Consider the following 20,028-nt stretch of genomic DNA (forward strand, 5'->3'; position numbering starts at 1 on the left):
CGGCGCGGGCGTTGCCCCTGTGCGGGGCGGCACCTACTTTTCTTTGCAGCGGCAAAGAAAAGCAGGCAAAAGAAAGCCGCTCACACCGCCAGCCCGTGCCTTTACCCACGGGCCCTCGACGTCCCCGCACTTCAGATTGCAACGCGCTGGTTCGCGCTCGTTACCAACGATCTTTCTGGTCGCCCCACCCACTTCACACACCCACACATCGAACAGCCACACCGCATAATTTCGGCCGCCATGCGGCAAACTCTGTGTCGGCCGTCGCACTACACGGGAAACCCTCGGTGCACGGCGGTTTTCGGCCCGTGCGCTGCCCTGGACGGCGAGACAAGCTACACATCGTTTGCCGCAATGGAACATCGAACTTCAGACACGGCTGTCCGTTGTACGGGTGCGCGAAACCGGTGAGGCGGACAGGGAGAACGCTGGCAGCGAACATGAGCCAGCGCGTTGTGGCGCGAAGTGCGGGAACGTCGAGGGCCCGTGGGAAACGACACGGGCTGGCGGTGTGAGCGGCTTTCTTTTGCCTGCTTTTCTTTGCCGCTGCAAAGAAAAGTAGGTGCCGCCCCGCACAGGGGCAACGCCCGCGCCGCGTAGGCGCAACGCGGATGCCAGCGAAAAAATGGCCTGCGCAGCAAACACCGCCTCGCGGATGCCCGCGCGAAAGGGCAACACCCAACGACAACGCCCGCGCCGCAAAGGCGAAAAACCGAAAAAGCGAAAAGCGCCCACCACCAGCGTCGCAGACAGAAAAAAAACCTATTGCGCTCCAATCACATTAACAACCCTCACATGCCGGGTATCCGGCACTTCCGCATAAGACAGCACCTTCAACTGCGGCAAACTACGCCGTAAAAACCGGGCAAGCATCGCCCGCAGCGAATGCTGAACCAGCATCACAGGCGTCAAACCAAGGTTCTGCTGCCGCGTCATCGCCTTTTGCGTTTCCATCAACAGCGTATTCGCGAGACCCGGCTCGAGACCCGGATTCGTGCCCGTCGCCAGCGCCTGGCTCAACAGACGCTCCAGATGCGCGTCGAGCCCCATCACCTGGATGTCGCCGTTGCCCGGGAACCACTGCTGCGTAATCGCGCGGCCAAGCGACAGGCGCACGGCCGCCGTCAAGTCGTGCGCATCGGTGATCTTCGAGCCGTGCTCGGACAGCGCTTCGAGAATCGTGCGCATGTCGCGAATAGGCACGCCCTCTTCCAGCAGGTTCTGCAGCACCTTCTGCAGCGTCGCGACAGGCACGGTCTTCGGCACGACATCGTCGACGAGCGGCGCCGCATCCTTCTGCATCCGCTCGATCAGCGCCTGCACTTCCTGACGTCCGAGCAGCTCCGCCGCGTGCGTGACGACCAGATGGTTCAGGTGCGTCGCCACCACCGTGCTCGAATCGACCACCGTGTAGCCGTACACCTGCGCCTGCTCGCGCAGGTTCGTGTCGATCCAGATCGCGGGCAGGCCGAACGCCGGGTCCGTGGTCGGCGTGCCGGGCAGCGCGGCCGTCACCTGGCCGGGATTGATCGCGAGCCACTGGCCCGGATACGCCTCGCCGATGCCCACTTCGACGCCCTTCAGCGCAATCCGGTAGCCGTTCGGCCGCAGTTCGAGGTTGTCGCGGATGTGAATGACGGGCGGCAGAAAGCCGATTTCCTGCGCGAACTTCTTGCGGATGTTCTTGATACGCTTGAGCAGTTCGCCGTCCGAGTTCTTGTCGACGAGGGGAATCAGGCGATAGCCGACTTCGAGCCCGAGCGCGTCGATCATCGTCACGTCGTCCCAGCTCGCCTCCGATGCTTCCGTCGGCGCGAGCGCCTGCGGCGCCACTTCGGCGAGCGCCGTGCCCGTCTTGCTGCGGGCGGCGCGCGTCTTCATCATGCGGCCGAGCTGGATCGCGCCGGCGCCCAGCAGCAGAAACGCGAAGTGCGGCATGCCGGGGATCAGACCCATCAGCACGAGGATCGAGCCCGTGATCATCAGCACGCGCGGATTCGTGAACAGCTGGCCCGTCAGCTGCGTGCCGATGTCTTCGTTGGTCGCGACGCGCGACACGATCACGCCCGCGGCCGTCGAAATCACCAACGACGGAATCTGCGCGACCAGACCGTCGCCGATCGTCAGCAGCGTGTAGGTCTTGCCGGCGTCGGCGAAGTCCATGCCGTGCTGCACGACACCGACGATCAGCCCGCCCAGAATGTTGATCACCATGATCAGCAGGCCCGCGACGGCGTCGCCGCGCACGAACTTGCTCGCGCCGTCCATCGAGCCGTAGAACTCGGCTTCCTGCGACACTTCCATCCGGCGCTTGCGGGCCTGGTCTTCGTTGATCATGCCGGCGTTCAGGTCGGCATCGATCGACATCTGCTTGCCGGGCATCGCGTCGAGCGTGAAGCGCGCGGACACTTCCGCGATACGCCCGGCGCCCTTCGTGATCACCATGAAGTTGATCACCATCAGGATGATGAACACCACGATACCCACAGCGAAGTTGCCGCCCACGAGGAAGTGACCGAACGCCTCGATCACGGCGCCCGCCGCGCCTGGGCCGGTGTGGCCTTCGAGCAGCACCACGCGCGTCGACGCGACGTTCAGCGACAGCCGCAGCAGCGTCGAGAACAGCAGCACGCTCGGGAAGGCCGCGAAGTCGAGGGGCTTCATCGTGTACATGCTGACGAGCAGCACCATCACGGACAGCGCGATGTTGAACGTGAACAGCAGATCCAGCAGGAACGGCGGCAACGGCAGGATCATCATGCCGAGGATCATGACGATCAGCAGCGGGCCCGCCAGTGCCCGCAGGTTGGTGCCGTTCAGCGCGTCCGGCCGTCGTGAAAGGAAACCCGCGCGGGCGTTCATGCTGATGCTCCGTTACCTTGATTGTTGTCGCCACCGAGCGCGTCGGCTGCTTCCTCGTCGGCGTCGTCGTCCGATACGCCGCCCTTGTCCAGTTCCGGCGGCACCTCGAGTTCCGTCGGCGCGACGGGCTTGACGCCGCCGTCTTCCTTGAAGCGGCGCAGCTGATACACCCATGCGAGCACTTCCGCGACGGCGCCGTACAGCGCGCCCGGAATCTCGCGGTTCAATTCGACGTTGTGATACAGCGCGCGCGCGAGCGGCGGCGCTTCGAGCAGCGGAATGTTGTGTTCGGTGGCCAGCTCGCGGATGCGCGCGGCCACGAGGTTCACGCCCTTCGCGACGACCTTCGGCGCGCCCATTTCGCCATCCGTGTATTGCAGCGCGACGGCGAAGTGCGTCGGGTTGGTCACGACGACGTCCGCCTTCGGCACGTTCGCCATCATCCGGCGGCGTGCCATCGCGCGCTGCTGCGAGCGCAGGCGCGCCTTGACGTGCGGATCGCCTTCGCTCTCGCGATGCTCGCGCTTCACTTCTTCCTTGGTCATGCGCAGCTTCTTGTGGAAGTTCCATACCTGATACGGAACGTCGAGCGCGGCGATCACGAACATGCCCGCGACCGTCATCGCGCAGCACACGGCAATCATGTGCGCCGCGTTCGCGAGCGCCGTGTGAAGCGGCTGCGTGCCGAGCGCGAGAATGTCGTCGCGCCGGTTCCAGATTGCGAGTCCGCCGATCAGCCCGATCACGAGAATCTTCGCGAGCGACATGCCGAGCTGGATGAACCCGTTGAGCGAAAAGATGCGGCCAAAACCCTTGATGGGGTCCAGACGCCCGAAATTCGGCGCGAGCGATTTGGTCGACAGCAGCCAGCCGCCGAGCGCCATCGGCGCAAGGAGCGCGGCGAGTCCGGTCAGCACGAGCAGCGGCAGCAGGATATAGGCACCCTCGCGCGCGACGACGCCCGCGCCCGCCCAGGTCTGCTTCGTGTCGAAGACGCTCGCGTGATTGAACGTGAACGCCGTGCGCATCATCGTCTGCACATGGTCACCGATCATCCCTGACATGCCCCACGCGCCGAAAAACCCCGCCGATACGAGCGCGAACGTGACCAGCTCCCGCGAACGCGCGACCTGCCCGTCCTCGCGCGCCTGGTCGAGGCGCCGGGGAGTGGCTGATTCGGTTTTCTCGAGGTCGCTATCCTCTGCCAATGCGCTCTCCAGCTGAAAGGGCACCATGCCCTTTTTCAGTGGTAGCCATTATTCCTGCAGATGTCGAGCCGCGATTGGCGGATAAAGGTGGGGAAAACGGGGTATTTCAAGCGATGGAACGAGGACGGGGCGGGCGCGCCCGCCCCGGCCACGAACGCGCCACGCGGATGCCAACGGGAAACGACGCCCGCGGCCTTCACGCGTGCGCAGCAGCCTCCTTCTCCAACACCAGATAGAACTGAATGGTACAAACCTCCATCAATTCATCACGCGTGAGATTTTTCAACGTGATGCGCTCCGTATCGATGGTCGTCAGCGCCTGCCCCTGGTTGGCCGTCCACAGCGATTCGAGACGCCGGTCGATCGAATTGAGTGTCTGCGTGATCCGGTAGCCCGTTTCACGGCAGAACTTGCGGATCTCGGCGAGCGTGAAGAAGCGGATGTGCGTGATGTCGAGCAAACCCGCCGACGCGTAAGTCCAGTTGCCCTTGCTCAGTTCATCGAGCAACGTCAGGTTGCGCACATTGGGGATGCTCAGCACCAGTTGCCCCTGCGGCGACATGTACGGCCGCAGTTTCACCATCACGTCCCAAGGGTTGTACATATGCTCCAGCACGTCGGCCAGCAGCACGGCATCGAGCGTGCCTTTCGCAATGCCTTCGCTCTCCAGATCGAAATCCTCGAACTTGCCGAGCAGCACCCGATCGATCTTCTGGCTCGCCATCGCCGCCGCGGCGCGGTTCATCTCGACGCCCCACACGCGGCATTGCGGGAAACGCTGCTTGAGCAGCGCGGCCGTGCTGCCCGCCGCGCAACCCACGTCGATGGCCGTGCGCGGATTGTTCGAGAACAGCGCCACCAGATCGGAGCGCCCGTACGCGTGGTAGGCCTCGACGGAATCGGCGGATTCGACGTCCAGATATTGCTGCCACACGTACTGCGGCGCGGCGGGACGGATTTCCCGTGCGCAACGGCCGATCAGCTCGGCCGCGCGGACGGCGACGCCCGCCGTGCCCGCATCGTGATAACGCGTCTTGTCCCGGCACAGCGACGCCGCGCGGAAGGCCGGGTCCGTGAAGAGCCGCGCGATCAGCGCCGGCAGCTCGGCAGCGGGTGCCTCGAGCACGCCGTCATTCGCGCCGAACGCGCCGCCCGCGACCACGCCGAAATCCGTAACGACGTTGATGGCGGGCACATCGGCCAGCATGCTCTCGATCGCCAGATTGGACTCGTACGAAACCGTCACGTCCGCGCCCGCGGCCCAGTAACGCCCGTCGTCCGTTGCAAAGCGTACGTGGTCGGTGATGCCGTTAGCCGCTGCGATACGCGTGAACTGCTCGCGCGCCGCGTCGAGCGACGCGATGGCCGGGCGGTCCTTGAAGATCAGCTTGACGTTGGTCAAGCCCGCCTCGTGCAGCGCGAGAAGCGTGCGGCACGCGTCTTCCATCTGTTCGACGGCGTCGCGGTTGTCGAGCGCGCTCAGATGCGCGTTCCACGTCGTGCCCCAGACGATCCAGTGGTCATCCGCCGACAGCGCGTACGCCTTGGCAAGCTCCGCGCGCAGTTGCGGACGCTGCTGCGCGAGGGCAGGCAGGATTTCCCATTGCAGGTTGCCGATCACGTGAATGTGGTCGGCGGGCAGGCCCAGATCCTCGAAGTACTCGGCGCTGCGGCGGCCTGCCACGGCCATGTGATCGGACAGGCTTGTTTCGCCCACGTAGTCGCGGCCCATTCCCGTGCCGTGCGCCATCTGCAGCACGGGAATGCCGTGCGCGCGCGACCACGCGGCCAGGGTCTTGCCCTCGCGCATCACGTCCTCGTTGAGCACCGTGATCTCGATGTCGTAGTCGCGCGCGAGCGAGGCCAGGACGTCCAGCCAGCCTTCGACGGTGGGCAGATTGGTCGCAGCCTCCGTCGCGATGCATTCGAGCACCTGGCGCGACGCGGGATCATCGGCAAGGCCAATGCTGGCGACACCGGACGTCAAGTGCGCGATCAGTCGTTGCGTGACGTGCAGTTGCTGCACCGAGCCGTCCGTCGGCAGCACGTGCAGTTCGCAGCCGCGGTTCGCGACGAGCTGGCGAACGCTGTCGTCGATCAGATGGCCCGGCATGATGACCGCGCGCACGCGGGTTTGCAGGTAGTGATCGAGAATCGGCAGATTCTTCGACCAGAGGGCGTAAATCAGAGCTGTCTTTTTCATTGGCCGCTTCCACCCGTGCCCGGAACGAACAGGGAAACAAATTTGCGTTGCAACTGATAGTCCAGCGACGTGCCGAGATCGATGCCGTGGCTCTCGCACAACGGCGCGACGGCCGGCTGGCGATGCCATGAATGCGCAAAACCCTGCAGCTGCCGATCGAGCATTTCGGCGTCGGCCCAACGCTGCAGCGCGGCGCCGTTGCGTGGCGCGAGATCTTGCCAGTCGATTGCATCCGGCCGGCGCAGAAACGTCGTCAGCAGGAAATACGCGATCGGGCGCGTGCGCACGCGGTCGAGCAGACTGTCGAACTTCTCCCGCCATGCATCAATGGACAGGTTCAGGCGTGGCGCGAGTTGCTCGAGCTTCACCTGGCCCGCGGCCAGATAGCGCGTCAGTTCGAGATCGTCGGCTTGCCACGCGCGATTGGCGGCTTCGTCGGCGACGTTGTCCAGGACCACCATGTAGCGGCCCGTCGTCAGGTTCGCGAGGCAGCCGAACCATTCCTGATCGAGGAACGCACCCATTTCGAGGAAGCCGTCGTCGACGCTGATCCACGACAGCTGGCGGCGCCACCAGTGCGTGTCCTGCAACGGCTTGGGCATGCGCCAGTGACGATATTCGCCGCTGAACAGGCTGCCGTAAGGCACGACGGCGGCGATACGCAGTCCGAGTTGATTGGCGATCGACACCAGTTCGTCGGTGGCCAGATGCATATTGAACGCGCCCGCGCCTTGCTCCATCAGCGATTCGACGGTGACGTCCTCGCCGCGCGAAAACGTCAGGTGATCGAGCGAATAGATGTCGAAAATCAGCCGTCCCCCCGGCTTCACGATGCGCTTCCACTCTTGCAGCACATTCTTCACGTGCGGGAAGTGGGTCATCACGTTCAGCGACATCAGCGTGTCGAAGCGGCTGCTGTCGAACGGCAATGCCGTGACGTCGCCCGGCACCAGTTCGATCGGATAATCGCCCGCGAGCCTGCGGCACTCATCGAGCATGGCCTGCGAGCTATCGGTCCCGGCGAGGCGGTAACCCTTCGACAGCAGCGGCAGCGACGCGCGGCCCGTGCCGATGCCGACATCGACCACGTCGGTGCCGACGGTGTAGCGCGCGCACAGTTCCGTTTCGACCAGATTCTTCAGGCGGTTCGTGCCCGAGTTCTCGAACATGCGGCCCGAGTACCACGCGACCATCTTCGGATCTTTCCACGCGCCCGTCTTCCAGGCGATCAGATCCTGTTCCTGTTTGTTCACTTTCAATCCTTTGGACCTTGAATAAGGACGCGCTGACGCGCGAGCATGAATGCTTCCGCTGCCTGGCAGCCGACCGACGCGCCGCGCCACGCTGCCAGATGCCGGACGGCTTCCAGCGAGCGCGCGTGCGGAAACGGCCGCATCTCGGATGCGTAGGCGGCAAGCGCCTCGACTTTACGGTCGAGTGTCTGTTCGATGTCGTTGAACCAGTTCGGGACGAACGCGGGCAACGCTCCCGCCGGGCTCCATTCCGTCGACGACTGGACCTCGAAACACAAAACCTGCTCGACACACTGGCCCGGAAGCGGGCGGCACGCGGTCATCACGGCTTCGTATGTGCGGCGATGATCGATGTTCAGATCGCCGCCGAAATGCGTGTACACGGTTTGCGGCTGGTACTGATTGACCAGTTCCTCGATCACTTTCACGATGTCGAGCAGCGCGACGCTGTCCAGCCGGTTATCGGGAAGCTCGAAAAGCTTCAGCGACTTCGCGCCGACGATCGCGTTCGCGCGCGACGCCTGCGCATGCAGCAACGCGAATTCCTCGCGGCTCGCTTCGCCGCGGCTCGTCAGCCCTTGCGCGAGAATCGCGACGTGCACGTCGTCGCCGCGCGCGGCGTGCGCAGCCATCGTCGCGCCGCAGCCGAGAATTTCGTCGTCGGGATGCGCAGCCACGACGAGCACCGGGCGGCCGCTCATGGCTTCCTCGCGACGAAGTTCCACGACGCCAGCACGCCGCGCGTCGGCAACGCGACTTCCGTCACCTTCTCTTCGAGCGCGAGAAACTCGTAACCCGCGAACAGGTCGCGCAGATGCGCTTCGTCGCTGAAATGCACGCGGCCGACGCCCGCGAACGGTCCCGACGTGAAGTGCTCGCGCGTGCGCTCGTCGCTCGTTGCCTCGCCTGTGCGAAACCCGTCGTGCTTCGTCGAAAACCAGTCGATGCCGATGTAAAGGCCCGACGGCTTGAGCTTCGCCGCCAGCTTCGCGAGGCCGCGCCGGATCGACGCTTCGTCGTTGTGGGTCATCGCCGCGCGGTCGACGATCACGTCGAATTCGCCGCTGAACGGCATATCGTCGATGAAGTCACCCGTGTGGATCTGCGCGCCCAGCGTCGCAAAGCGGTCGCGCGCCTTGGCGGCGGCGGCAGCACTGCCTTCGACGGCGAAATACTGCGCGCCCGTGGTCAGCAGAAACGGAATGTTCGCGCCCGCGCCGCAGCCAATCTCCAGCACACGGCTCGTCTCGTCGAGCGTGCGCGCATGGCGCTTCGTCATGCTGACGAGATCCGACCAGGGCCAACGGCTGTCGTGCCCGCCCTGACGGAACGCGTCTTCCCAGGCTGCTGAGAAACTCATGATTGGACTACTCCGGCAATAAGGTTCGACAACGGTGCTTCACTGTTCATCCATGCATCGACGATGCCGAGCGCGGGCACGAAGCTGCCGTGAATCTGCGGGTATGGCGCGCACCGATAGTCCTGATACGTCACGGCGATGCCGTCCGCCGCGAACGCGCTTTCGTCGAGATAGTCGCGCCCGAGCTTGCCCGACAGGTACGCGTCGGCGCCGAAATGGCGGCACAGGTCGAGCACGAGATCCGATTTCCTGCCCATCGGCGGCAACTCGCTCGAACGCACGACGCGCGTCTCCACGCGAAGTTCATTCATCCAGAACTTGAGCTGCGTCCAGCAATGGTCGGCGAGCAACGCGCCGGGCTCGTGGTACAGCGCCTGCAGCTTCGCGAACTTCTGCTCGAAGCCGGGCGCCTTGCGGTAACTGAGCGCAATCGACTTCAGATGCTTGTCGCGCCACGGCTGGCTGTCGTCGATTTCGAGTGTTTGCAGCGTCGCGCCGAGATGGCCTTTCTGCCGCACGGGCACCGTCAGCCACATCGGGCCGTTCGCGCCGAGAATGCGGTTGCGGTTCGTGAAGCTGTTTTTCTCGAACTGCACAGTGTCGAGATAGACGAACACGTCGGCGCGCGCGATCTTGTCGAAATAGCCGAGCCACGGCAGATACGCGGGCTGATGCGCGGACAGAACGCGGGTCATCGCGCGCCCTTCGCTCTCACTGCGCTCGTCGCGCGCATTGCGACTTCACGCTTGCGCATGCGCCGCCTCCGCGCGCTGAGCCGCCGGCTGCATGTCGCCGAGCGACAGGCGCTCGCCCGCCTTCAACGCGCGATGCGCCGTCATGCCGAGCACCTGGTCGATCATGTCGGGCGCAAGTCCGCCGCCCGGCCGCCGCGCGCCGATGTTGTCGGCGCTCAGCACGTCGCCAGCGGCGATGTCGCGCAGCACGACGAGGCTGCGGCGCGCGAGTATGCGCATGTCGAGTTCCGCGTGCGTCGGGCGCACGAGGCGGCTGCCGAGCATGGTGTGCGCGGTGCGGATGCTGTCAACCCATTGCGCGAGTCCGGCGGGTTCTTCGGAGAACCAGTGGTCGGGACCGGGCAAATCGTGCGACAGCGTGAAGTGCTTTTCGAACACGCACGCGCCGAGCGCCGTCGCGAGCGACGCCGCGAGCGGCCCTTGCGTGTGATCCGAGAAACCGACGGGCAAGCCTTCGAACGCGCGGCGCAACGTCGTTAGCTTGCGAATGTTGACGTCCTGCGGCGGCGTCGGATATTGCGACGTGCACAGCAGCAGCACGACGGGATGACCGTCGTACCAGCCGGCGGCGTCCAGCGCATCGTGCACTTCGCCGATATCGCTCATGCCGCACGACAGGATCAGCGGCTTGCCCGTGCCGGCATAGCGGCGGATCAGCGGCAGATTGGTGAAATCGTCGGAACCTACTTTCAGCGCGGGCACGCCGACTTCGAGCAGCAGTTCGAGGTCGCTAGTGTTTTGCGGCGTCGACAGAAACGTGATGCCGACCTTGTCGCAGTGCGCCTTCAGCGCGAACCATTGCTCGCGGGTGAATTCGTAGCGCTGGAACATCGCCAACATCGATTCCGTGACGGACACGCCCTGCGACTGATACGTGAACTGCTGCTGCGGGTCGCCGCAAAACTCGACGGCCTTGAAGGTCTGGAACTTAACGGCATCGGCGTTCGATGCCTTCGCGACTTCGATCATGCGGCAGGCGCGCTCAAAGTCACCGTTGTGGTTGATGCCTACTTCCGCGATCGTGAACGGCGCTTCGCCCGGGCCGATGGTGCGGGTTCCGATCTGGATCTGTCGTTGCATGATGTGTCCTATTCAGCGATCCGTTGCGCGACGGCGCAGACCACGCGCGCGGCGCCCTGCCCGTCGATCCATTCCATGCCCGCACGCGACATCGCCGCGAGGTCGGCCGCGTTCAGCGCCGCGATCGCGCTGGCGTAATCGGCGGGCCGCACGTCGCGCGCGTCGCCGAGCGAGCGCGCGCAGCCCTGCTGCGTCAGCGCGTGGATCACTTCACGCTGGTTGTCGGCGAGTTGCACGACGATTGCAGGCGCGCCGAGAATGCAGCGCTCCCAGCTCGAACTGCCCGCGCTGCCGACACAAAGATCGGCGGCCGCGAGCAGGTCGGCCATGTAGCCGATCTGTTGATGAAAATGCCAGCCGTGGTGGCTGCACGTCTCGTCGATGCCGCGCGCGTCGGGATGCGTTGCGCCGATCACCACGTCGATATGCAATGGCCGCGTGTCCAGCATCGCGAGACCTTGCAATGCCTTCGCGGTTTCGTTCGTATCGTCGCTGCCGCTGAAGAACAGCACGATGCGATGCAACGTGCCGTCGCGCGGCGCGACGCGTGCACGCGCGGCGCGGAATTCGGGATGCACGAGCGCAAAGCGCGGGCCGAGCAGTAACGCGCAGTCCGCGCTCACCCACCGCGCGTAGCGCTGTGCGCGCGGCGCACAGTCGTTCTGATCGAGCAGCCAGTCACCAGCATGCGGGCGGTCGGCGAGATCGTCGATGGCGAGCAGCGCGCCCGTCGACCCGCGCACGATGCTTTCCCAACGCGCGTCGAGCGCGTAATGATCGACGACGGCAAGATCTGCTTCCCAACGCTGCGCGAAACGTTGCGTTTCGTGCGCGTCATCTTCCTGCGAGCGGGCTGTATCTTCATTCAGCACGTGCAGCGCATAACCGGCTTCGCGCGGCAGATCGAGCAGCGCGCCGGAACGCTCGCGGCACACGAACGCGACTTGCGCGCCCTGCGCCGCGAATTCGCGCGCGAGCGCCATCGACCGCACGAGATGCCCGCTGCCAATCGCCACACCGCTGTCTGCGCGAAAAAGCACGCGTCGGTTCATGCCAGTCCCGCTGCCCTTGCGAAGCATTCGGCGACGAGAAAATCGTCGGCCGTATCGATATCCACCGAGCGCGCGAACGGCATCAGATGCGCGCGCATGCCGGGACCGTAGAACTCGCCGTGCGCGAGAAACGCATCCACGTCGACGGCATACGTGCTGCCGTTACCGGCCACCAGCGTGCCCACTTCGCTGCCGCGCAGATTGCACAGTTCCGGCCACATCGGTTCCACCTTGCCGCCGTCCGACATGCGTAAAGCCTGATGCGCATAGTGTGTAAACGGCGTCGCGGCGATCGCGAAGCGGCAGCCGGGTTCGTTGAGCAGCGCCATCGTCGCGCGGATGTCGGCGGCCGTGCGCAGCGGCGCCGTCGCGTAGAGGCAGCAAAGCGTCTGATCGTTGCGTCCCTGGCTGCGCCGGCGCAACAGGAGCTCGCGCGCGACATCGGCGATGGTCGATTCGTCGCGCGCCAGATCGGCGTTGCGAAGATCGACATGCGCGCCGCACGCGCGGGCGATTTCGGCGATCTCGGCGTCTTCCGTCGAGACCACGATGTCGTCGAACAGTCCGGCTTGCTGCGCGGCCTCGATGGTCCACGCGATGATCGGGCGGCCCATGAACGGCATCACGTTCTTGCGCGGCAGCCGTTTCGAGCCGCCGCGCGCCGGAATCAGCGCGAGCTTAGCCATGGCTCAGGTCGTCGAACGCGAGCACGTGGCCGGCGGGCAGATCGCGCACGAGCTTCGCGTCGAGCAGTTCTTCGTAGCGGTCCGGGCCGACGCCGAAACCGGGACGGCGGAACTCGACGGCCACTTCCGACAGCTTCTGACCCGCGCGCGCCGTGTCCTTCAGGTAGACGCTGCGGCGCACGCGCTTGCGCGACACCAGTTCTTCCCGATGCATCACGCGGCGGTTGCTGCCGAGCGCCGTCTCGACGTCGCGGATCGCTGTGATGAACGCGCGCATTTCATGCGGTTCGAGCGAGAACACGTGTTCGACGCTGCGAGTGGTGCGGTCTTCCGTGATGGTCTTTTCGAGCAGGTTCGCACCCAGCGCAAGCGCGGCGACGTCCATATCCCAGCCGGGCGTGTGATCCGAGAACGCGACGGGATACGGGAACATGCGCTTCAACGTCGGAATGACGTTCAGGTTGATGCTCGACAGACGTGCCGGATAACCCGACGGGCACTGGTGAATGATGATGTTCTCGTTGCCTTCGGAGCGGATCACGTCGACGGCCGCTTCGACTTCGCCGAGGCTCGCGTTGCCCGTGTCGAGTTGCAGGCACATGCCCGTGCGCGCCGCGAGACGCAGCAGCGGAAAGTGATTCACGTCCGCCGAAGCGATCTTGATCGACGCGCAGCCGAGGCTTTCCAGCAGCCGCACATCTTCTTCGAACGACACCGTCGAGAAGAACGCGACGCCGAGTTCATCGCAGAACGCCTTCAGCTCGCGCCATTCCGATTCGGCGAGACAGCGGCGGCGCAGAATCTCATACAGCGATTCCTCGATCTTCTCCGTCTGGCCCGTTTTGCGATCGACGAGCACCTCGTAGCTGAACGTGAGCTTCTTGTCCGCGACCAGGCGGTCGGGATCGAAAATCTGGAACTTGACCGCATCGGCGCCGGCATCAGCGGCCAGCTTCACGAGGCGCTTGGCGGAGGCAAAGCTGTCATGCGTCGGACCGGCTTCATACGTGATGAAGCAGGGTTGACCATCGCCTACTGCCCGCTTGCCGAAATGAACCGTCATGATGCTATCTCTCTGAGTGTGTTGCTGAATATCGCGACGACCTTGTCGAAGTCGTCGTCCGACATGGAAGGAAAGAGCGGCAGGCTCAGCGCGCGGTCGTAATAGTGCTCCGCATTCGGGCAATAGCCGGGCTCGAAGCCGCGCGCGCGGTAGTACGGCTGCAAATAGACAGGCTGATAGTGGACGTTGGCGAGCACGCCTTGCGCGTGCAGCGCGTCGTACATCGGACGGCGCCATGCGGCGTCGTCGAGCATCACGACTTGCAGGTGCCACGCAGGCGCCGCGTCGTGCATCTGCTCGGGCATCTTCAGCGGCAGCGCGGCAAACGCGCGCCGATAGCGCTCGACCAGCGTCTGCCTGCGGGCGACGAATGCATCGACGCGCTGCATCTGGCTTGCCCCCAGCGCCGCCTGGATATCCGTCATCCGGTAGTTGAAGCCGAGATCGAGCTGCTGATAGCTCCAGGGTCCGTCGGGTTCGCCCTGCCACTGCCGCGGGTCGCGCGTGATGCCGTGCGAGCGGAAACGCAGCAGCGCCTGATGCAGGTCTTCGCGATTGGTGAGCACCATGCCGCCTTCGCCCGTCGTGACGATCTTCACGGGATGGAAGCTGAAAACGGTTGCATCGGCATGCCGGCAACTGCCGACGGGCACATCCTGATAGCGCCCGCCGATCGCGTGCGACGCGTCTTCGAGCAGCGCGAAACCATAGCGCTGCGACAGCGCGTGCAACGCCTCCATCTCGCACGATTGCCCCGCGAAATGCACGGGCACGACTACCTTCGGCAATCGCCCGGCGCGCTCGGCTATTTCCAGCTTCTCTGCGAGATGATCGACCGACATGTTCAGTGTGCGCAGATCGATGTCGACAAAATCGACGTCCGCACCACAGTACAGCGCGCAGTTCGCCGATGCGACAAACGTATTCGGCGAGGTCCACAGCAGATCGCCCGGCCCGAGTCCGAGCGCAAGGCAGGCCACGTGCAGCGCGGCCGTCGCGTTCGATACAGCGACGGCGTAACGCGCGCCGCAGTACTGCGCGACCTGCTCCTCGAAGCGCCGGATAGCCGGCCCTTGCGTGAGCCACGCAGATCGCAGCACTTCGATCACGCACGCGACGTCCGCGTCGTCGATCGACTGCCGCCCGTAGGGAATGGTAGTGCTCATCGCGTCAGGCGATCCAGCTTCATCAGTTGATCGATGTCGAGAAAATCCCCGTTGCTGTCCGACATGTATTCGAAGCCTTCCCGCACCGGCTTGCCCCTCTCCCCGAGCGCGTTCTCAGTGTAGTCACCCTGCACCACGAAGCGGATCGACGGCTTGATCACATAGTGATCGTCATACTCGATGGTGTTCATGCTGTCGTCACGCGAAATCATCATTTCGTGCAGCTTTTCACCGGGGCGAATGCCGACCGTGCGCTGCGGCAGGTTCGGCGCCATCGCCGTCGCCAGATCCGTGATCCTCACGGAAGGAATCTTCGGCACGAACAGCTCGCCGCCCTGCATGCGCGCGAAATTCTTCATCACGAACTTCGCGCCGTGTTCGAGCTGGATCCAGAAGCGCGTCATGCGCGGATCGGTGATAGGCAGGCTGTCTGCACCTTCGGCGATCAGCCTGCGGAAGAACGGCACGACCGAACCGCGTGAGCCGACGACATTCCCGTAGCGCACCACCGCGAAACGCGTCTTGTGGCCGCCTGTCACGTTGTTCGCCGCGATGAACAGCTTGTCCGACAGCAACTTCGTTGCGCCGTACAGGTTGATCGGGCTGGCGGCCTTGTCGGTCGACAGCGCGATCACTTTCTCGACGCCGCTTTCGATCGCCGCGTTGATGACGTTTTCCGCGCCGTTCACGTTAGTCCGGATGCATTCCGTCGGGTTGTACTCGGCGGCGGGAACCTGCTTGAGCGCGGCCGCGTGGACCACGTAGTCGATGCCGCGCATGCCCTGGACGAGGCGGTTAGCATCGCGCACGTCGCCGATGAAGTAGCGCATGCAGGGATCGTTGAACACCTGCTGCATTTCATATTGCTTCAGCTCGTCACGGGAGAACACGACAATCCGCGCCGGCCGGTGGGATTCCAGCAACGTCTTGATGAATTTCTGGCCGAACGACCCCGTTCCACCGGTTATGAAGATCGACTTGTTGTCAAACATCGCCCGTTTCCTTCGTCTTGGCCATTTTTTCAGGGAGCACTGCTCCGATTGATGGCAATTATTCCCGGCTTCGTCGACTGACAATTCGGGGATAAAGAGAGGGAATCTCAGGCATTTCGGTGAATCGGAGTCACGCTGGAAGCACTGAGCGGGCGGCCGCTGCAGCGCCGTTTCGCGCCGACGGGCGGGCGCGAAACGGGTTTGGCTGGGAGAGCGGAGGTGGGGGAATGCTAGAACGCGACGAACGGCGCCGCGCCGCCCGTCGCGCGCTTGTCCATGCCGTAGTAGACGTAACGGCCATAGAAGAACGGAATGCCGAGGTCAGTCCCCGGTATGGAGTCGACGTGGCCGCCCAGGTCATTGAAGGCGAAGTTGCTGGTGTTGTTGAGCAGCGTCTGCGCGTTCGCGATGCTGATATTGACGCTGCCCTTCGCGCCATTTGTGCCGACCAGATTCACGGTGCGCTGCTGGGTCGAAGTGGGGCAATAGAAATCCGTCAGGTTCGTGCAGGTCGGCAGCGTGTTGTCCTGGAAGAAGTAGCCGTTCGACCCTGAATCGAGAAACACGGTGTTCGACTGGTTGGCGACGGGAAAGTCGCCGGACTGGTCGGTCGTGTAGGTCGAGCCTGCCGTATTGGCGTTGTTCGACTGCGTGCCGATGCCGAACACGACGGTCCCGGTCGCCGACGCCGCGCCGTTCGACGGAATCGGCATCATCTGCACGATCACGCCGTTGTTGTCGACGGGGAAGTTGTGCACCGGGTTGGCCACCTGCTTGGACGTTTCGGCGACCGTCTGCGTGCAGTTCGTCCCATTCGGGCACGCGTAGTAAATGCTGCTGTCCTGGGCGATCGACTGCGTCGAGCAGCGCGTGCCGCAATCCACGGGCGCCACGCCGATGCCGAGAATGCCTTTCGTGCCGAGCGCCTGCGCCGAACTCTCGTTGGCACCGTTGACACAGCCCTTTGCCGGAACCGTCGAATTGTCGAGGTCGCCGATGACCTGGATCGGGATGTTGTTCGCCACTTCGCCGCTGATTTTCACGGTCGCCGTGCGTGTCGTGCCCCATGTGAAGCCGTCCGCGAACTGCGTGCATTCGGCGAGCACGCCGCCCGCCGTCGCCTGCTGGACGGGAAGCGAGTTCGCGAGCGAGCCGAGCGCCGAATTGACGACGCGCAAGCCATACGAGCCGGTGTCGAGCAGTACATGGTCGATCGTCGCGCAGTTGCTGGTGGAATTCGGCGCGCAGACGGTGACCGTGACGGTCGGTATGTTGATGGCGCCCGCAATGCCGCGGTCGACGGACACGGCCACGGTGTTCGCCGCGTTCGCCGCGATCGGCTGCTGGTTGGGGCCGCTATTGTTGTTCGACGACGATGACGACGAATCGCCGCCCCCGCCGCCGCAGCCCGCCACGAAAGCCGTCATCGCGACGACGGAGACGGCGAGCGCGGACTTCATGACGCGGATGCACCCTTCGAGCTTCAACGCAAATCGCATAGTGGTCTCCCGTCGTCACTGGATATCGGTGCCGCTCACGCCGGCGGGCAACGCCCGCGGCAGATACGCCTGGCCCGCGAACGCGCCCATGTGGCCGCCCGAATGCACGACGAGCCCGCTGTCCCGCACGATGCCGGGGCCATGCCCGCCGCCGCGCGCCGCGCGCGCGCTCGTCACACCGGCGACGTATTGCGGGAAATAGCCGCCGAGCAGTTCCGACAGATCGGGCATCTGCGGCCCGCTCCACGCGAGGCCGAACACGCTGCCATCCGGGGCGATGTACTCGCGCACCGCCGTGCCGTTGTTGAGCGTCGTCTGGCGCACGGTGTACGAGGCGGCGGACGTGGCAGACGTGGCAGACGTGGCGGAGGTGCCGGAAGACGCCGGCGACGAAGCGGCGCCCGAACTGCCCGCCGACGCGCTGCGCGCCACGGCCTGGCCGTTCGACGGCACATTCACGGTGCTGGTGGTGACGCTCGACCCGGCGGGCGGCGTCATGGGGCTGCCGCCTAGCGCGGCGCTCGCGGAATGCGGAGCGAGCAGCGCGGCCAGCGAGCAGCACAGTCCTGAAGCGACAGCAACGGCAACGCGGCTGAAGCGAATCGGCATGGTTGCGCACCTCCCACAAATCGACAGCGGACAGGGCACGCAAATGGCGGGCCCGGCTTGTTGATTCAGGGGAGTCACGGCGCGCCGCGCCGTGCAGCCGGCGTGCGCGATGCGGCGCGCTTGCGCGCCACGGACCGTCCTCCCCAGGCCGTAGTATGCCAGCGGATGGTGACGGCAATCCGTTAGGAATTGTGCGAAGGCAGACCCGCCGATGCGCTTCGCATCGGCGCGGCGGACATTGCGCGCCGCCCGGCTGGCGCGCCGGGCGTCACGCGAAGCGCATGGGCGCCTCGCGGGTGAAGCGTTTGCAGCCTCTTCGGAGACCTCACAGCAGCCCGAAACGGTCTAAAGCCGTCACAAGCGGTCAGAAGCCGAGGCTCGCCAGCAGATCGTCGACCTGACCCTGATCCTGGACGACGTCCGTCTTGCCTTCCGGGTTGATCTGCGGGCCGTTGAGCAGGCTTTGCGGACTGCCCGTCGGGGAAACGGGGTCGTGCTGCGTTTCCGCGACGAGCTGCGCCGCCGTCGCCGCGAACTGCTCGCGGCGCTCGGCCGCGATGTTGTCGATCAGCACGCCGAGCAGCTGCTGCTCGATCAGGTACACGACGTCCGTGATCTTCTTGATCACCTGACCCGTCAGATCCTGGAAGTCCTGCGCCAGCATGATCTCGAGCAGTTGCGCGTTGGTCGCCGTCGTGACTTCGGGCACGCCGCGCAAGAACGTGCGCGTGTCGTTCATCAACGCGCGCACTTCCTCGCGCTCGATGGGCGCCGCGTACCATTGCTCCCAGCGCGCGTCGAGTTCGGCCGCGTCCTTCTGCAACTGCTCCTGCAGCGGCTTGGCGATCTCGATCGAAGTCAGCACGCGCTCGGCGGCCTGCTCCGTCATCGTCGCGATGTATTTCAGACGGTCGCGAGCGTCCGGCACCGCCTCCGCCGCGCGCTCGACATGCTTGTCGATGCCCAGCTCGCGCATCGAGTCGCGCAGCGTGCGCGTCAGCTGTCCGATGCGGGCAAGGATGCGGTCGGTCGCGAGGTCGGTACCGTCTTCCCGGGCGCCTTGCTCGTTGATCGGTGGGTTCACATCAGCTCCCCGTCTTGGCCATCTTCTCGAGAATCTTGTTGAGCTTCTCGTCGAGCGTCGCTGCCGTGAACGGCTTCACCACGTAGCCGCTCGCGCCCGCCTGAGCCGCCGCGATGATGTTCTCCTTCTTCGATTCCGCCGTCACCATCAGCACGGGCAGATGCGACAGCGTCGCGTCCGCGCGGATTTCCTTCAGCATCGCGAGGCCGTCGAGGTTCGGCATGTTCCAGTCCGAAATCACGAACTCGTAGGTGCCGCTGCGCAGGCGCGCAAGGCCCGCTGCGCCGTCTTCCGCTTCGTCGACGTTCGAGTAGCCCAGCTCCTTGAGCAGGTTGCGGACGATCCGGCGCATCGTCGGAAAGTCGTCCACAACCAGAATCTTCATTCCCTTATCCATTTCCTGTTCCTTTTCCCCAATCCAGTTCGTGCGGTGGTCTATCGACCTGTCTCAAATAGTTGGCCGAGGCCGCATCATACGCGCTGAACGCGATCGCCCATGGCAGCAAGACGCGCCATCACGCGCCGGCTCATTTCCGACAGCGACACGATCTCGTCGGCGGCGCCCATCGCGATCGCCTCGCGCGGCATGCCGAACACGATGCAGCTCGCTTCGTCCTGCGCGAGCGTGTACGCGCCCGCTTTGCGCATGTCCAGCAGGCCCGCCGCACCGTCGCGGCCCATGCCCGTGAGAATCACGCCGACGGCGTTCTTCCCCGCATGCTGCGCGGCCGAGCGGAACAACACATCGACAGACGGACGATGCCGGTTGACCGGTGGGTCGTCTGACAGATGCGCAATATAGTTGGCACCGCTTCGGGCGAGCAAGAGGTGGGCGTGGCCGGGCGCGATATACGCATGTCCCGGCAGCACGCGTTCGCCATGCTCTGCCTCTTTAACGGTAATCCTGCACAAACCATTAAGGCGTTGCGCAAAAGATTTTGTGAAGCCGGGCGGCATGTGCTGCGCGATCAGCACGGCGGGCGCATCGGGCGGCAGCGGCAGGAGCACTTCGCGGATGGCTTCCGTGCCGCCCGTCGACGCGCCGACGATGATCAGCTTTTCCGTCGACACGAGCGGGTTGTTGAACAGCGGCGCCGGCGACGCGGCGGCCGCTGCCGCGTGAGCGGCGCTGGCAGCCGCGTGCTGCGCGGGCGCG

Annotated in this window: 18 protein-coding genes; all 18 read right to left on the reverse strand. The window is 64.8% G+C overall.

What is annotated here, in order from left to right; all coding sequences use genetic code 11:
- Window positions 1-762: 762 nt before the first annotated feature.
- Complete coding sequence (gene flhA, locus H3V53_RS38035) at window positions 763-2,862, reverse strand: flagellar biosynthesis protein FlhA (protein WP_336602235.1); 2,100 nt, start codon at window positions 2,860-2,862, stop codon at window positions 763-765.
- Window positions 2,859-4,070: a flagellar biosynthesis protein FlhB gene (flhB, locus tag H3V53_RS38040; protein WP_336602251.1), complete on the reverse strand. Its 1,212-nt coding sequence runs from the start codon at window positions 4,068-4,070 to the stop codon at window positions 2,859-2,861. The genes flhA and flhB overlap by 4 nt, the downstream gene beginning before the upstream one ends.
- Before the next feature lie 196 nt (window positions 4,071-4,266).
- A complete protein-coding gene (locus tag H3V53_RS38045; RefSeq protein WP_336602236.1) occupies window positions 4,267-6,273 on the reverse strand; it encodes a class I SAM-dependent methyltransferase in 2,007 nt (668 codons plus the stop codon).
- A complete protein-coding gene (locus H3V53_RS38050; RefSeq protein ID WP_336602237.1) occupies window positions 6,270-7,526 on the reverse strand; it encodes a class I SAM-dependent methyltransferase in 1,257 nt (418 codons plus the stop codon). The genes H3V53_RS38045 and H3V53_RS38050 overlap by 4 nt, the downstream gene beginning before the upstream one ends.
- Window positions 7,527-7,528: 2 nt before the next feature.
- Complete coding sequence (locus H3V53_RS38055) at window positions 7,529-8,227, reverse strand: PIG-L deacetylase family protein (protein ID WP_336602238.1); 699 nt, start codon at window positions 8,225-8,227, stop codon at window positions 7,529-7,531.
- On the reverse strand, window positions 8,224-8,886 hold the full coding sequence (locus H3V53_RS38060) for a class I SAM-dependent methyltransferase (RefSeq protein WP_336602239.1): 663 nt from the start codon (window positions 8,884-8,886) through the stop codon (window positions 8,224-8,226). The genes H3V53_RS38055 and H3V53_RS38060 overlap by 4 nt, the downstream gene beginning before the upstream one ends.
- Window positions 8,883-9,581 (reverse strand): WbqC family protein, encoded by a 699-nt coding sequence (locus tag H3V53_RS38065; RefSeq protein ID WP_336602240.1) that lies wholly within the window; start codon window positions 9,579-9,581, stop codon window positions 8,883-8,885. Before H3V53_RS38065 ends, H3V53_RS38060 begins: the two co-directional genes overlap by 4 nt.
- Before the next feature lie 45 nt (window positions 9,582-9,626).
- Window positions 9,627-10,721, reverse strand: coding sequence for an N-acetylneuraminate synthase family protein (locus tag H3V53_RS38070; RefSeq protein WP_336602241.1), 1,095 nt, complete (start codon window positions 10,719-10,721; stop codon window positions 9,627-9,629).
- Window positions 10,722-10,729: 8 nt separating this feature from the next.
- Window positions 10,730-11,773 (reverse strand): UDP-2,4-diacetamido-2,4,6-trideoxy-beta-L-altropyranose hydrolase, encoded by a 1,044-nt coding sequence (gene pseG / locus H3V53_RS38075; RefSeq protein WP_336602242.1) that lies wholly within the window; start codon window positions 11,771-11,773, stop codon window positions 10,730-10,732.
- A complete protein-coding gene (locus tag H3V53_RS38080; RefSeq protein WP_336602243.1) occupies window positions 11,770-12,459 on the reverse strand; it encodes an acylneuraminate cytidylyltransferase family protein in 690 nt (229 codons plus the stop codon). Before H3V53_RS38080 ends, pseG begins: the two co-directional genes overlap by 4 nt.
- Entirely contained in the window at window positions 12,452-13,522 is a 1,071-nt protein-coding gene (locus H3V53_RS38085; RefSeq protein ID WP_336602244.1) for an N-acetylneuraminate synthase family protein, read from the reverse strand. Before H3V53_RS38085 ends, H3V53_RS38080 begins: the two co-directional genes overlap by 8 nt.
- Window positions 13,519-14,688, reverse strand: coding sequence for a UDP-4-amino-4,6-dideoxy-N-acetyl-beta-L-altrosamine transaminase (gene pseC, locus H3V53_RS38090; protein ID WP_336602245.1), 1,170 nt, complete (start codon window positions 14,686-14,688; stop codon window positions 13,519-13,521). Before pseC ends, H3V53_RS38085 begins: the two co-directional genes overlap by 4 nt.
- On the reverse strand, window positions 14,685-15,680 hold the full coding sequence (pseB, locus tag H3V53_RS38095; protein WP_336602246.1) for a UDP-N-acetylglucosamine 4,6-dehydratase (inverting): 996 nt from the start codon (window positions 15,678-15,680) through the stop codon (window positions 14,685-14,687). Before pseB ends, pseC begins: the two co-directional genes overlap by 4 nt.
- 230 nt (window positions 15,681-15,910) lie before the next feature.
- Complete coding sequence (locus tag H3V53_RS38100) at window positions 15,911-17,179, reverse strand: DUF3443 domain-containing protein (RefSeq protein ID WP_336602247.1); 1,269 nt, start codon at window positions 17,177-17,179, stop codon at window positions 15,911-15,913.
- Between the two features lie 15 nt (window positions 17,180-17,194).
- Window positions 17,195-17,788 (reverse strand): DUF2844 domain-containing protein, encoded by a 594-nt coding sequence (locus H3V53_RS38105; RefSeq protein WP_336602248.1) that lies wholly within the window; start codon window positions 17,786-17,788, stop codon window positions 17,195-17,197.
- 364 nt (window positions 17,789-18,152) lie between these two features.
- Complete coding sequence (gene cheZ, locus H3V53_RS38110) at window positions 18,153-18,872, reverse strand: protein phosphatase CheZ (RefSeq protein ID WP_336602249.1); 720 nt, start codon at window positions 18,870-18,872, stop codon at window positions 18,153-18,155.
- Between the two features lies 1 nt (window position 18,873).
- Window positions 18,874-19,269 carry a chemotaxis response regulator CheY gene (gene cheY / locus H3V53_RS38115; RefSeq protein WP_054918291.1) on the reverse strand — a complete coding sequence of 132 codons (396 nt, stop codon included), beginning with the start codon at window positions 19,267-19,269 and terminating at the stop codon, window positions 18,874-18,876.
- 74 nt (window positions 19,270-19,343) lie between these two features.
- On the reverse strand, window positions 19,344-20,028 hold a 685-nt coding region (gene cheB / locus H3V53_RS38120; RefSeq protein ID WP_336602250.1), incomplete at its 5' end, for a chemotaxis-specific protein-glutamate methyltransferase CheB.

Source organism: Paraburkholderia bengalensis (genome assembly GCF_037126505.1).
In the GTDB taxonomy this organism is placed as follows: Bacteria; Pseudomonadota; Gammaproteobacteria; order Burkholderiales; family Burkholderiaceae; genus Paraburkholderia; species Paraburkholderia bengalensis.